At 38.6% G+C, this 13,532-nt stretch carries 14 protein-coding genes; all 14 read right to left on the bottom strand.

Annotated elements, in window-relative coordinates; genetic code table 11:
- Positions 1 to 114: 114 nt before the first annotated feature.
- The gene (locus IBX42_RS05315; protein WP_294929912.1) at positions 115 to 603 is read right to left on the bottom strand and encodes an RNase H family protein; all 489 of its coding nucleotides are present in this window, start codon (positions 601 to 603) and stop codon (positions 115 to 117) included.
- Between the two features lie 23 nt (positions 604 to 626).
- Positions 627 to 1,472: a zinc transporter ZupT gene (zupT, locus tag IBX42_RS05310; RefSeq protein ID WP_294929909.1), complete on the bottom strand. Its 846-nt coding sequence runs from the start codon at positions 1,470 to 1,472 to the stop codon at positions 627 to 629.
- 41 nt (positions 1,473 to 1,513) lie between these two features.
- Positions 1,514 to 3,457, bottom strand: a complete 1,944-nt coding sequence (locus IBX42_RS05305; RefSeq protein ID WP_294929906.1) for a bifunctional diguanylate cyclase/phosphodiesterase — start codon at positions 3,455 to 3,457, stop codon at positions 1,514 to 1,516.
- A 70-nt stretch (positions 3,458 to 3,527) separates the two neighbouring features.
- Positions 3,528 to 4,073 (bottom strand): hypothetical protein, encoded by a 546-nt coding sequence (locus IBX42_RS05300; protein ID WP_294929903.1) that lies wholly within the window; start codon positions 4,071 to 4,073, stop codon positions 3,528 to 3,530.
- Positions 4,073 to 6,172 (bottom strand): TonB-dependent receptor plug domain-containing protein, encoded by a 2,100-nt coding sequence (locus tag IBX42_RS05295; RefSeq protein WP_294929900.1) that lies wholly within the window; start codon positions 6,170 to 6,172, stop codon positions 4,073 to 4,075. The genes IBX42_RS05300 and IBX42_RS05295 overlap by 1 nt, the downstream gene beginning before the upstream one ends.
- Positions 6,162 to 6,761, bottom strand: a complete 600-nt coding sequence (locus tag IBX42_RS05290) for a GNAT family N-acyltransferase (protein WP_294929897.1) — start codon at positions 6,759 to 6,761, stop codon at positions 6,162 to 6,164. The genes IBX42_RS05295 and IBX42_RS05290 overlap by 11 nt, the downstream gene beginning before the upstream one ends.
- Positions 6,762 to 7,001: 240 nt before the next feature.
- A complete protein-coding gene (locus IBX42_RS05285; protein ID WP_294929894.1) occupies positions 7,002 to 8,414 on the bottom strand; it encodes a leucyl aminopeptidase in 1,413 nt (470 codons plus the stop codon).
- A 169-nt stretch (positions 8,415 to 8,583) separates the two neighbouring features.
- Positions 8,584 to 9,804, bottom strand: a complete 1,221-nt coding sequence (gene trpB / locus IBX42_RS05280) for a tryptophan synthase subunit beta (RefSeq protein ID WP_294929891.1) — start codon at positions 9,802 to 9,804, stop codon at positions 8,584 to 8,586.
- Positions 9,804 to 10,352 carry an adenine phosphoribosyltransferase gene (locus IBX42_RS05275; protein ID WP_294929888.1) on the bottom strand — a complete coding sequence of 183 codons (549 nt, stop codon included), beginning with the start codon at positions 10,350 to 10,352 and terminating at the stop codon, positions 9,804 to 9,806. The genes trpB and IBX42_RS05275 overlap by 1 nt, the downstream gene beginning before the upstream one ends.
- Before the next feature lie 19 nt (positions 10,353 to 10,371).
- Positions 10,372 to 10,704, bottom strand: coding sequence for a hypothetical protein (locus IBX42_RS05270; protein ID WP_294929885.1), 333 nt, complete (start codon positions 10,702 to 10,704; stop codon positions 10,372 to 10,374).
- Positions 10,705 to 10,723: 19 nt separating this feature from the next.
- Entirely contained in the window at positions 10,724 to 11,161 is a 438-nt protein-coding gene (rpiB, locus tag IBX42_RS05265) for a ribose 5-phosphate isomerase B (RefSeq protein ID WP_294929882.1), read from the bottom strand.
- Positions 11,162 to 11,174: 13 nt separating this feature from the next.
- Complete coding sequence (locus tag IBX42_RS05260; RefSeq protein ID WP_294929879.1) at positions 11,175 to 11,852, bottom strand: site-2 protease family protein; 678 nt, start codon at positions 11,850 to 11,852, stop codon at positions 11,175 to 11,177.
- On the bottom strand, positions 11,839 to 12,648 hold the full coding sequence (gene lepB, locus IBX42_RS05255) for a signal peptidase I (protein ID WP_294929875.1): 810 nt from the start codon (positions 12,646 to 12,648) through the stop codon (positions 11,839 to 11,841). The genes IBX42_RS05260 and lepB overlap by 14 nt, the downstream gene beginning before the upstream one ends.
- Positions 12,649 to 13,506, bottom strand: a complete 858-nt coding sequence (gene folD / locus IBX42_RS05250) for a bifunctional methylenetetrahydrofolate dehydrogenase/methenyltetrahydrofolate cyclohydrolase FolD (protein ID WP_294929872.1) — start codon at positions 13,504 to 13,506, stop codon at positions 12,649 to 12,651.
- Positions 13,507 to 13,532: the final 26 nt, after the last annotated feature.

Below are 13,532 nucleotides of genomic sequence, written 5' to 3'. Positions count from 1 at the left end.
GTAGGTTTTTAGGACTGAATTTAAAAATATCGGCATAAGATGATTTTCCTTGCTGCGTATTGCATAAAAAGGAGTTTAGCAAAAACTAAATTAAACTCTTGTTTTGCTCTGTTTTTACTTTCTAAGCGCCTCTCTTGCCGCTTTGTCCACAAGAGTGAAGTACTTGTCTATTTCGTCTTTGTCCTCGCTTCTTTTATGCCCTTTTACTTTTATAAAGTCGCACTCGTAAAGGTCTGTGAGCTCGTAAAATTTTTCGTAAAGCTTGTGATTTTTTATAAGCGTGCCTCTTCTTGTCATATAGTGGTTTTTTTTGATTTTCTCTTCCCTCTCCCTGAGGCTGATAATATTTTGGCAGTCGGTATAGACTATTACCTTGGAGTTTTTTGTCGGCAGTTTTTCCAGAGCCCACAAAAAGGTCTCAAGCTCTAGTTTGGAGGAGGTTGTGCACTCAAATCTTTTGACCTTGACCTTTAGTTTTTCAAGCGGCGCTTCAATCTCAAATTCGCCTAAAAGCAGGTACGCACCGTAGCCGATTTTTGTCTGTGGGTCAACGCTGGCATCGGTAAATAAAAAGAGGGTAGGTTTGTTTATATCAACGTACATCTGTGACTATGTTTCCTTGTTTGTTATATTAGTTTAAAAGCAATCAGGCTTATTGCCATGACAAACATACCTATGGTTATTCCGGCTATGGTTGTGTGGGCGTTGCCGTAAACCCTTGCGGCAGGCAAAAGCTCGTCAAACGATATATATACCATGATTCCCGCGACTATACCAAAAGTAATGCCCAAAGTCGCATCTCCCATAAAAGGCAATAGGATAAAAAAGCCCACAAGGGCACCTACAGGCTCCGCAAGTCCTGAGAGAGTGGCATACCAAAACGCACTTTTTTTGTTCCCTGTTGCGTGGTATATAGGCAGAGAAACCGCCATTCCTTCGGGTATGTTGTGAATTGCAATTGCTAAAGCAATTGTTATACCCACCGTAGGGTCTTCAAGAGCTGAGATGAAAGTGGCAAAACCCTCCGGAAAATTGTGTATGCCGATGGCGAGTGCGGTAAAAATCCCCGTACGTTTAAGGGTAGAGTTTTGTATGAGAGAGCTTTGCATGTCGGGTTTTAGTTCCAAGAGTTCGCTACTGCTTTTTGTCTCATGCGGATTTACATCTTCAGGGATGACTTTGTCTATAAAGCCACTAAGAGCAATTCCTGCGAAAAAAGCAAGAACGGTAAATGATTCCCCTATGAGTTGGCTTGAGTAAACCTGAGTAAACGAGTCCCTCGATTTTGGCAAAATCTCCATAAAGGAGACGTAGATCATCACGCCTGCGGAAAAACCCATCCCGATAGATAAGATAGTGTAGTTTTTGCTTTTTGAGAAGAATGCCAAAAGGGCACCTATGGACGTGGAGAACCCCGCAAGCAGAGTGAGGGCAAAAGCAAATAAAAAGGTTTCAAATGAAAAATCTTGCATGCGATGATTATAAGATTTTAAAAATAAATCGCGCCTTTTATCTACTCCTTATTTGCGCTTTTTCTTGGTTCTGAAAGAAAATAGCCTTGGGTGCGGTTTACGTTAAGCTCTTTTACCTTTTCGTAGACATCTGCGCTGTGTACAAACTCCGCTACGGTCAATATATTTAGCCTTTTTGCAAAGTCGACGATTGTTTCAACGATTATCTGAGCGCTTATATCATTGTCAAGATTCTCTATCAGGGTGCCGTCAATTTTTATATAATCAATATTTAGTTTAAGCATATGCTCAAAATTTGAGTATCCGCTTCCAAAGTCATCAATTGCTATTCTGCAGCCGAGCTTTTTCATCTCTTGCGTAAAAATAGAGACCTCTTCATAATTCTCTATACCGTCTGACTCAAGTATCTCAAAAATAATCCTATTTGTAACGTTATACTGAGTTATTTTTGCCTTTATGTAGTTGACGGTATCAGCATTCAAGATATCTTCAACGGATAGGTTGATGGAGAAGTCATACTCAAGATTTTCAAAGTGCATACAGCTTTTTTCAATCATAATCTTTGTAAGTGTGCTGTAGAGCCTGCTCTTTTTTGCAACATTTAAAAATAGATATGGACTTATGACTTTACCCTCATCGTCTATTAAGCGCACAAGACACTCAAAACTTGCAATTTTATCTGTTATGTTGTCAAATATAGGTTGATAGTAAGGAACAATCATATCATGCTCAATGGCTCTTTTTAGCTTTTTGACCCACTCCATATTCTCTTTATATTGACCTTCTATATTTAAGTTCTCATCATAAAGCAGAAATGATTTTTGCTGTTTTTTTGCAGATTTTAGAGCTATGTCTGCTTTTTCCAAACCGCCGTCAATCTGGTATGCTCCGCCTACCGTTACTCGTATGCTTATCTCGTTGTTATCGTTGAAAAAAATCATCTTCTCTACGTCGTTTATTAGCTTATGTGCGATTTTTATAAACTCTTGAAGAGGGGGTTTTTGAATAAAGAGCAGTGCAAACTCATCTCCGGAGAGGCGCTTTAGCTTAGCGAACTCATTGGTTTTAAACATATTTTTAAGTCTGTTTGAGAATTTTTTTAAAACGATATCTCCTGCAATATGTCCAAAGAAATCATTTATCTCTTTGAAATCGTCTATATTGATAATCAGCAGTGCCCCATCATCAGTCTCTACAATATCGTTAAACATACTAAATCTGTTAGGAAGACCCGTTAGCGTATCTATATAGAGCTGTGCACGAAGTTCAAGCGTCTTTTCGTTTACCTTCTCTTCAAGATAGTGGTTTATGTTTTCCTGTTTTTTAGAATACTGCATTATTTTTTTCTGCATATTGTTTAGAGCACTTGAGATAAGTCCAATCTCATTGTTTTGCGATATAAAAGGAATCTCTATATTTTTGTTTGGAGAGTAATTTTTTAGCAGTTTAGAGATTTGTCGAAGAGGGTATAGAAGTTTTTTTACATAAATACCAAACAGCGCAAGAAGAATTACCAAAGATAAGATAAGAAGAGCAGTTAGGTCGGTATATTTGGATATAAGCTTTTTATACCCTTTGTTGGAGTATATAAGCACGAGCTCGCCTGTCGCTTGCGATGAGTTTGGTTGAGTAATAGTTCTCTTTACAACAAAAGATTCCCCTACCTCCTCTTTGTGCTCTTTTGACTCTACATAGTTTATAATATTATCGTTTTTGAGTACTTTTACGGCAAGAATATTTGGATTTTCTATAAGCTGAAGCGTAATTTGGTTTATTTTATCTTCCATATCAAGATACATGTTAAGCGCAATAAGCGGCTCTATGGTTTGGGCGATAATATTTGCTTTTTCTATCTCTATTTGATGGAAAGCTTCCTTGTTGATTTTGTTGGAAACTACAAAAATAACCAAGGTTATAACGATAGAAACAAGTGCGATGGAAAGCACTATTTTGGTTGAGAGAGAGTTGAAACTTTTTCTTTTCATACAGATACCTTAGACTGCCTATATATAATGTGAAGACATTCTAACATATATATGAAATAATTTACCCTTTTTAACTGCCGCTTTTCTCAACAAAATTGACAATTTGGTAAAGAGAATCAACAAAATCAATTCCTTTAGTATTAAGATTCTCTTTATTTAGATAGAGCACAGTTGATTTTTCAAGCATTAAAGAAAAAAGAATCCCTTGTTTTAAATTGTTCATATCGTATGCAAATGAAATAATCCCTTTTCTAGTTGCGCTTTGTGCTATTTTTTTGATATATTTGTTTGAGTTTAAGACATAAACTGCCGTTGTTTGGGTCTCATCCGAGAAGTTAGAAAACTCTACCAGATTTATTTTATAACTGTATTTACTTTTGTTTTGTCTATAGTTTGACTCCATAAACTCTCCTATCTCTAAGGCGGTATAATAGTCATTTTTTTCATAAACAATAGTATATACAATCTCTCCGTCTATGAGTTTGTCATGAATTTTTTTATCAAGCATAATGATTTTAGGGAAGATCGATGCCTGCGCTTTTAGCAGGAGCTTGTTGTATGTATATCCATAGGAAAAGTTAACGAGTATAAAAAGTAAAAGAGCTATTATTTTCATTAAAACTCTTTTTTGAATGTTACTAAGAAATTTCTGCGTTCCTGCTCGTAATCTTCAGGGTAGGTATTTACGGCAGATGGAAATTTAACGGTACTATTAAAGATATTTTTTACGCTAAATGTCAAACTAAAGTCATGTTTTTTGTTTTTGTACTGCATGGCGGTGTCAAAGGTAGAGTAAGCCTTTACTTTCTCACGCGTATCTCCGAAGACTCTGCTTTTTGAGCCGACAAATTTAGCTACGGTACTAAGCGACAGAGCTCTGTCAATGTTATAGATGTAGTACCCTTTTGCCAGATGATGCGCAACATTTGAGAGCGATTCACTTCTAGCTTCATCGTTTATGTAAGATTTGCCTGTTACATAGGAGTAGTTTAGATAGAGCTGATCAAGAGATGTTATATTTCCTCTATACTCCAGTTCAAATCCGTAAAGGTCAGTATCCATTACATTCTCATACTCTGGGGATGTAGATGAGTTATATATCTGGTCTTTATTTAGAAGATAAAAAAGATTTGTCTGAATATATGAGTCATTGGAGAATTTTTTAATGTAGGCAGCCTCAAAAGCGTCTACAATCTCCGGTTTTAAATCAGTGCTACCGACTCTGGAGCGGTTGTTCATAGTAAACATCTCCTGCCACGAAGCATTTCTGTGCGAGCGGCTGTATATTGCTTTAAAAATATTTTCGGCATCTAACTGATAGACCATAGATACTCTAGGCTCCAAACCTGCATCTTCATATGAGGTCTCTTCATAATTAAAGCCATAGATGAAGCTAAGATTATCGCTTAGTTCAAACTCGTCTTGCAGTGAAAATATTAGAGTATTGCGTTTGGCGTTTGCATCAAAAAACGGATATGTTTGCGTATAGTCATATGGTTCAGGCAAGCCTGTTGACCAACTTGAGAGCTTTGAAATCATATCTATGGTCTCTTCTTTTACAAGGCGATAACCAAGAGTGATTCTGTGTTTTTCTATGCCGTTGTACTCAATATAAGAAGATTGATAAAGCGTTCTTTGTTTTGCTACATGCTCTCCATATGCTCCATTTGCAAATAAAACAGGAGAGACTGTACCATAAGTATCAAACTGATACATGTCGATAAAATTTAAACCATCAGGTGCCAACTTGGAGTAGGAGTCAAATGTATCATACTTTATACCCGCATTTATGTTTAATTTATAATCGTTGATCTCTTTGTTGTATCCTAGCTCAAGATAATAGCTAGGAAGTTTTATCCTATCACTCTCTTGCGGAAGTGCATAGTTAATGCCGTAAGCACTCCCTTTTTTATGCTCAAGTACCCGGGCTTTTATAAAAAAATCTTTATACTCAAGACTCAATCCAAGCGAGTACTCATTTAACCATAGCGGAGCATCTCCAGACTGAGAAAGTGCTCTGTTGTCATAGCCTGGTATGCTTAAGACACCCTGAGACAAACCATCAGGACCGGATGGCAATTTTTTATTATCTTCTTGGTAAAAAAAGTCTACAGAAACCTTTAGATTATCTGCTTTGTAGTTCTTAAAAAAACCGCCCATTTTGTAGTCATACGAGCCGTATTTAAAAACAAGCTTATCGCTAGACTCAAACCCTTCAAAACTCTCTGCATAGGTTATGACGTTGATAGAACCGGCATAAGCGTTAAATCCATCGGTTTTGCTCCCCGGTCCTCTTGTAACTTCTATCCGTTTAATCATCTCAATTGGAAAAGAGAGATATTCGGAATAAGCATCAAAAAAAACATTATTAACCAATACACCGTCAATAAAGAGTTTTGATTGACCGTATGCTGAAGAATTAGAGCCTCTAAATATAGGAGTCTGATTGTTGAAGTTGTCTGTTGCCATATCAACACCCGGAACCAGGAACAGAGCCTCTTTAAGGTTTGAGACTCCAAGTTTTTCAAGCTCCTCTCCTTGAAAAATAGAGATAATATATGGCTGATAGTTCTCGTTCTGTTTTGTAACCGTTGCTACTTCGTTGAAATGCTCCATTTCACTTGAAATAGACTCCATAAGATTGCCACTTTGTGCTTTTAGATTTGTCAAGCCAAGAAGAAGCAAAAGAGAGATGGATAGTGATTTATGCATCATAGTTGCTCCTGTAGATATCAATAATTTCAGGATTATCCGCACCTAAACGCTCTGTGTATAAGATTGATGGATAACGCATACCAACATCAGCATGCTCGTATTTTTGTTTTTTACCTAAAGTATTATAATTCATCTTATAAATTCTAAGAAGACGTAAAAAGCTCTCCTCAAGGGAACCGTATGTGTACTCAATGCCAAGTTTCATCATTTTTATGTACATAAATGTTTTAACCGCTTGTATTATTTTTTTTGTTGTTTGGATATTCCTATACTTAGTATCTACAAAGATTCTAGACATCTCGCCCAGTTTATCTCTCTTAAACATACTGTTGTCAAAGGCCATACTGTTTTCTGTGGGGTAACCGATGGGTGAGTGGTGTATCAGCCTGACGGTAGCGCAAACTTCGCCATCATCATCCAGAGCGGCAAAGTGCACGGAGTAGTTATCGTATTTATCATGCTCTTTCGCATCTGAATACCCAGAAACCTCTAGGTATTCAGGATATGTTTCTAAAAGTATTTTATAGCGAAATGCAAATACTCTCTCAAGCAACTCTTTGTCGCAGACTTCTAAAAATGTAAAATTCAAGCTATCTCTTTGGCGCTTTATTGCAGATGCAAGTATAAGAACAATCTTTTGTTAACTGTAACAATAACCTGAAACATATACTCCCACGCAGGAGAGCGAGGGAAAATAAAAAGAGTGGACTAGCTTAGCTTCTATAATAGAGCTTTGTAAAATTTATTAATTCAATATATTTATATATTTTTAATATAGCTAATAATATTTAAATATAAGTTAATACAAACTGAAATATATAGCTTCTAATTATAAGTTTTTTAAATATCCGCACATTAGACGAACACCCGAACCTGTTGCGCCGTAAACATTACAATCCCAAGGTGTCTCAGTATAAGCCGTACCGGCTATATCAAAGTGCATCCACTTCTTTTTGTTCTCTTCACGGATAAACTTGTCTAAAAACAGACCCGCAGTTATTGCTCCGCCGTAAGGCTTTGAAGCAGTGTTGCTTATGTCTGCAATCTCGCTTTTTAGAAGCTTTTTAAGGTGCTTGTTAAACGGAAGAGAGCTTACCATCTCTCCTGTGTCGCTTCCTGCACGCGAAATATCGTGCTTTAGCTTATGAGAGTGTCCCATAAGACCCGTAGTATACTGCCCAAGAGCAATCATACATGCACCCGTTAGCGTTGCAAAGTCGAAGATATAGTCTGCATTTACTGCATCCTGCGCATAGTCTAAAACATCCGCCAGAACTAAACGTCCTTCCGCATCGGTATTTCTGACCTCGATAGTGGTTTTGCTTCTTGAAACAAGCACATCGTCTGGCTTGTAAGCATCTCCGCCTACCATATTTTCAACTGCGCCGATAAATGCATGAACTTCAATGTCAAGCTTGAGTTCGCTTACCGCTTTTATCATCCCTAGAACGGCGCATGCTCCCGCTTTATCCATCTTCATAGTGACCATTGAAGTGGCAGGCTTGAGGCTTAGTCCTCCGCTGTCGTAAGTAAGACCTTTTCCGACAAGCGAGATAATTTTTTTAGGGTTAGCAGGTTTGTATGAGAGGTGAATCAGAGCGCTTCCATGAATAGAGGCACGCCCGACTGCAAGCATAGCGTTCATCTTCTCTTTTGCCAAGCCATCCTCTTGAAGTATCTCACACTCTAGAGAGTTATCATCTGAGAGTTTTTGGGCAAGTGAGCATAGAGTCTGAGGATTTACCTCTTGGGGTGCTCTGTTTACGATATCGCGCGTAAAACATGTAGCATTTGAGATTATAAGAGCTTCATTAAATATAGGCTCAAGTGTAGCAAACTCCATGTTCTCAGCTGCTATAAAAATATTCTCTAAAGTTGCTTTCTTAGGCTCAGATTTATACTCGTTAAACTCGTATCCGCCCAAAATTATGCCCTCGACCAACGCGCCAAGAGAAGATTTGCTGATGGCGCTTACTTTTGCTGACGTATAATTTGAGCTCTTTAGCACTTTTATCATGGCTGCGGCAGCACTTCTTATGTCGTCGCTCTTTTTGCTATCTACTCCGCAAAAGATTACTCTTTTTTCGTACAAAAAGCAGGTAGTGTCTTGCTCAGCTTTAAAGCCGGCACTGTTTAAAATTTGTGCTTCTTCATTCTCGCTCAACTCATCTTTGCTTATAAACTCTATTTTTATCTCTGCGTCTATATCTGATATCTTTTTTTCTACTAATTTAATATTCATATTTTTTTCCTGTTTGATTTAATTTTAAAAGCTAATGTTATACATTTTTCACAAAAGTTTGTAAAACACTTTGTAATTCTCGAAAAACTTTGTTTTTCGTAGCTTTAGGGGGTTGTAGAGACATCTGTCCCTGCCACTAAAACGGACGCGTTCGTTTTAGCGTGTAACATCAGCTAAAATTTAGCAGCTCTTTTGCCTGCATCATATCTTTATCTCCGCGACCTGAGAGATTTACGATAATGAGTTTATCTTTAATATTTGGCATCTTTTTAAGATACGCAATAGCATGTGCACTCTCAAATGCGGGAATAATTCCCTCTTTTTGAGAGAGCCATACAAACGCATTTAACGCTTCTTCATCTGTCGCATAATCGTAACTCACTGATTTGTTGTCGTGATGAAACGAGTGCTCAGGTCCTATGCCGGGATAGTCAAGTCCTGCAGAAATAGAGTGTGCTTCAAGAACCTGTCCGTCATCATCCTGAAGCAAGTAGCTCATCTGACCGTGTAAAACACCGGGGCGACCTTGATTTAGAGAGCATCCATGTTGTCCGCTCCCGATGCCGTGTCCGCCGGCTTCAATGCCGATGCACTCCACACCTTCATCTTCTAAAAAGTGCTGAAACGTACCTATTGCATTGCTGCCACCGCCTATGCACGCTATAACATGATCTGGCAGGCGACCCTCTTTTTGCAGAATCTGCGCTCTTGCTTCATAGCCGATAATAGCCTGAAAGTCTCTTACCATCATAGGGTATGGATGCGGTCCGGCGACGGTTCCAATGATGTAAAAAGTGTCTCTTGTATTTGTTACCCAGTGGCGGATTGCATCATTCATGGCATCTTTTAGGGTTTTGCTTCCGCTTTGAACAGAGTTTACTTTTGCACCTAAAAGTTTCATACGAAAGACATTTAGCTCTTGACGCGCAACATCTTTTGCACCCATAAATATTTCACACTCTAAGCCAAGAAGAGCACAGATGGTCGCAGTTGCAACGCCATGCTGACCTGCACCTGTTTCAGCGATTATCTTTTTGTAACCAAGTCTCTTTGCCATCAACCCTTGCGCGATAACATTGTTTACCTTATGCGCTCCGGTATGGTTAAGGTCTTCTCTTTTTAGATAAATCTTTGCACCAAGTTCGTCGGATAGATTTTTTGCAAAGTAGAGCGGGGAAGGGCGTCCTACATAATCTTTTAGGTAGTAATCGACTTCGCTCCAGAAATCTTTGTCGAAGCGGATGCTTTTGTACTCCTCTTCTAGTTTTATAAGTGCCGGCATAAGCGTTTCAGGGACATATCTGCCGCCAAAAGCTACACTATCTTTACTAAAAGTTCCAAAATGACCGTTTTCATCAGGATCAAACTTTGATGGAGATGGTATATACATTATTTTACCTCGACTAAAGAGTAGACTTCTATGCTATTTTTCAGCTCTTTTTGCCCCTCTAAAAAGTCAAGCGCTATGATAAAACAAGCTTCAACACAAGTTGCACCGGCTTGATTGATAAGCTTTGCGGCCGCGTTTGCCGTTCCTCCCGTAGCTATGAGGTCATCCATAAGAAGCACTCTTGCATTTGGAATTTTGCTAAAAGCATCTATGTGAACCTCCACTTCGTCAACACCGTACTCTAGAGAGTATTTTTCGCTTATTGTCGTATATGGAAGTTTGCCCCTTTTGCGGATAGGAACAAATCCGATGCCTAGCATCTGAGCAAGTGAGGCCCCAAAGATAAAACCTCTGGCATCAATGCCCGCTATATAGTCAAGGTTGTACGCTTTGTACTTTTGGTAAAGGTGGTTCATAGTCACCCCGAACGCTTCTCTGTCGTTTAAAAGAGTCGTTATATCTTTAAATACAATACCGGGTTTTGGAAAATCTTTCACATCTCTTATAGCGTTTTCTATAATTCTTCTTTCTGTTTTGCTAAGTGTCATCTCTGTTCCTTTACTAATATTATATTAGAGCGTCTATGCGACCCTCTAGGGCTTTTATCTTGTTATTAAGACGGTCGGTCTCTTGTCTATACTTGCTATTTCTCTGTTTTAGTACCTTGAGTTCATTCTTCTGTTTTGTCAACTCATCACTTAAGATATCAACGTTTCCAAGGGCACGCTGAAGCTGAATCTGATACTTTCTAATAAGTATCTCCGCCTCTTTGAGCGTCAGTTTCATCAAGTCGTTGTTCCTCTGCTCTTTGGACGTAATGCTTTTAAAGTAAAACATTTTAACAAAAAGATAGACGGACAAGATAGAGAGTATAGTTAAAAGTGACCATTCTAAAAACATAGTTTTCCTTTTTTTGGTATTAAGAAGTAATAGCCTCTATTTTTTCTACGCGAAGTGTATGACGTCCGCCCTCAAAACTTCCGCCAATCCATGCATCAACTATAGATTCGCATACGCCTTTACCTATAATTCTCTCACCAAAACACAATACATTTGCATCATTGTGACCTCTGGCAACAGTTGCGGTGTAAGCATCATGGCAGAGTGCAGCACGAATCCCGCTGTGTCTGTTTGCCGCCATGCTCATACCGATTCCTGAACCGCATATTAAAATACCGTGCGAGCTATTATCTGCTAAAACTGCTTTGCAAACACTTAGTGCATAATCAGGATAATCTACTCTATCTTTTGTAAAGGGTCCTAGATCTATAACTTCGTGACCCTTGGCTTTGAGCAGTTCAACAGTATAATCTTTAAGATCAATTCCTGCATGGTCGGTTGCAATGTAAAACTTCACTTTTTATCTCCTTTTATGATAGAAGCAGCTTTAAAATCATCTGCACAGGCATTATGAGCAGATAATCTTTGAGCGGCGTCATAAGAACTATTAAAACTATAATTATTCCATATCTTTCATTTTTATAAAAGAATTCGGCAATGGAATTTATCTTGTATTTTAACGAAAGATGCATAAGAAAGTGCGCTCCGTCAAATTGCGGTATAGGGAGCAGGTTAAATACTCCTAGGACGACATTTATGATAACACTCTGAAGCACAAAGAGATATGCAAAAATATAAAAGAGCGAATCTGCATCGGTCGGTCTGCTGAGATTTAAAAGAGCTATCGAGGCAACGGCAGCCAGCGTAAAGTTGTAAACTATGCCTGCCAGATCAACCTGCATAGCGCCATTGAAGCCGGCTCTATCTACTACCGTTCTCATGTTTATAGGAACAGGCTTTGCCCATCCAAACAAAAATCCGCTCTCACTACCAAGAAGTATAGGCACAAAATACATAGCGGCAGGAACAATGATTGTACCTACCAAATCTATATGTGAGATAGGATTTATAGAGAGTCTGCCTGCATTTTTTGCAGTTGTGTCGCCGTACATGTAGGCAACCCATCCATGCATTATCTCATGTCCGACAATTGCCATTATTAAGGCAAGAACAGCAGCTGCAATTTTTAATAAATCAATAGATTCCATAGTCATCTTTATCTTTTTTTATTCTCTCGGCTACGGCTCTCTCTAGATACTCTGGAGCCTCTAAATCCGTCGGTGTTTTTCCTATACGATCCCATCTAATCTCCCAATCTTCATCTATACTAAAGTAGATAAACCAAGGAGTACCCTCTATGTTTTCATAAGGAACCGCGCCCCAAAAACGGCTGTCGTTTGAGTGGTCACGGTTGTCTCCCATCATAAAGTAGTGATCCTCATCAACTCTAATCGGAGCAAAATTGAAAATAGGCATCGGGTATTGACCGTTTATGAGAATCTTCTCATCATGATGAATACCGGGATGTTTTTTCATATAGGGATTTTTAACCCAAAGTTTCTCTGCAAAAACTATTATATCTTCTTCATCAAAATTCTTCTCTATCCACTCATCTCCCTCTCTGTGATGAACATAGAGGTTTTTGTCTGCCACGAACAATTCATCACCGGGAAGTGCCACACATCTCTTTACAAAGTGCTGTTTAGTGTTGTGAGGCGGTCTAAAGATGACGATATCGCCTCTCTCTGGCGTGTCGCCATCAATTAGACGAAGCTTGTCGCTCCACGGCATAATAGAGACTTCCAAAAACGGAATATGGGGCATAGAGACACCGTATGCAAACTTCTTTGCAAAAAGATGATCTCCAATAAGAAGAGAGTCTTTCATGGAGCCGCTTGGAATTTTAAAAGCTTGCGCAATAAAAAATATAACAAAAAGAACGATGATAATCGTTCCGGTCCATGAGTTGGAAAATTTGTATGTTTTGTGTAAAATCTCTTTCATTTACTCTCTTTCATCTGCATGTGCTTGTGTGGCTTTTAGCGTGTTGCTAAGAAGCATTGCTATTGTCATTGGACCTACGCCGCCTGGAACAGGTGTTATATATGAGCACTTATTGCTCACTTTTTCAAAGTCAACATCGCCGACGAGTTTACCACTCTCTGCACGATTAATACCTATGTCTATAATAACGGCACCATCTTTTACCATATCTTCTTTAATGAGGTTTATAACGCCCACACCCACAAAAATCATATCTGCATTTAACGTATGTTTTTTCAAATCATCCGTAAAAATATGACAAATCTCAACCGTTGCATTTGCGTTTAAAAGTAGTGATGCCATAGGTTTTCCCACTATATTTGATGCACCGACTACGACGCAGTTTTTACCTTTTACATCAATGTCGTACTCGTTTAAAAGCTCCATAACTCCAAGCGGTGTACATGGAACAAACCCGTCAAGTCCTGTTGAGAGTCTTCCCACATTATATGGATGAAAACCGTCAACATCTTTGCTTGGCTCGACCAGTTCGAGAATCTTTGTAGTATCTATTTGAGGTGGAAGAGGAAGCTGAATCAAAATTCCGTCGATATTTGGGTTGTCGTTCATCATGGTAATGGTTTTTTCAATCGCATCTTGAGATATATCTTGTGGCATCTCATGTGTTACGGAGTAAAAACCAACCCTGTCACATGCTTTTTTCTTCATATGTACATAAGCTGCACTTGCGGGGTCTTGCCCTACAAGTATTACTGCAAGACCGGGCACTAATCCTGTTTTGCTTTTTAAAACTTTTACTTCATCTGCTACGGTTTTTTCTATTTTTGCCGAGAGTGCTTTTCCATCAAGAAGTTGCATTTAAACCTCATAATATTATTTTTTTG

The sequence above is a fragment of the Sulfurimonas sp. genome, assembly GCF_014859695.1.
Taxonomy (GTDB): domain Bacteria; phylum Campylobacterota; class Campylobacteria; order Campylobacterales; family Sulfurimonadaceae; genus Sulfurimonas.
This window is presented reverse-complemented; position numbering and strand designations above follow the sequence as displayed.

Excerpts from the sequence above, each read along its gene's own strand:
- zupT (WP_294929909.1), bottom strand. The coding sequence starts at position 1,472 with ATGCAAGATTTTTCATTTGAAACCTTTTTATTTGCTTTTGCCCTCACT.
- lepB (WP_294929875.1), bottom strand. The coding sequence starts at position 12,648 with ATGAAAGAGATTTTACACAAAACATACAAATTTTCCAACTCATGGACC.
- IBX42_RS05275 (WP_294929888.1), bottom strand. The coding sequence starts at position 10,352 with ATGACACTTAGCAAAACAGAAAGAAGAATTATAGAAAACGCTATAAGA.
- IBX42_RS05295 (WP_294929900.1), bottom strand. The coding sequence starts at position 6,172 with ATGATGCATAAATCACTATCCATCTCTCTTTTGCTTCTTCTTGGCTTG.
- IBX42_RS05285 (WP_294929894.1), bottom strand. The coding sequence starts at position 8,414 with ATGAATATTAAATTAGTAGAAAAAAAGATATCAGATATAGACGCAGAG.
- IBX42_RS05315 (WP_294929912.1), bottom strand. The coding sequence starts at position 603 with ATGTACGTTGATATAAACAAACCTACCCTCTTTTTATTTACCGATGCC.
- IBX42_RS05260 (WP_294929879.1), bottom strand. The coding sequence starts at position 11,852 with ATGGAATCTATTGATTTATTAAAAATTGCAGCTGCTGTTCTTGCCTTA.
- IBX42_RS05305 (WP_294929906.1), bottom strand. The coding sequence starts at position 3,457 with ATGAAAAGAAAAAGTTTCAACTCTCTCTCAACCAAAATAGTGCTTTCC.
- trpB (WP_294929891.1), bottom strand. The coding sequence starts at position 9,804 with ATGTATATACCATCTCCATCAAAGTTTGATCCTGATGAAAACGGTCAT.
- IBX42_RS05270 (WP_294929885.1), bottom strand. The coding sequence starts at position 10,704 with ATGTTTTTAGAATGGTCACTTTTAACTATACTCTCTATCTTGTCCGTC.
- IBX42_RS05300 (WP_294929903.1), bottom strand. The coding sequence starts at position 4,073 with ATGAAAATAATAGCTCTTTTACTTTTTATACTCGTTAACTTTTCCTAT.
- folD (WP_294929872.1), bottom strand. The coding sequence starts at position 13,506 with ATGCAACTTCTTGATGGAAAAGCACTCTCGGCAAAAATAGAAAAAACC.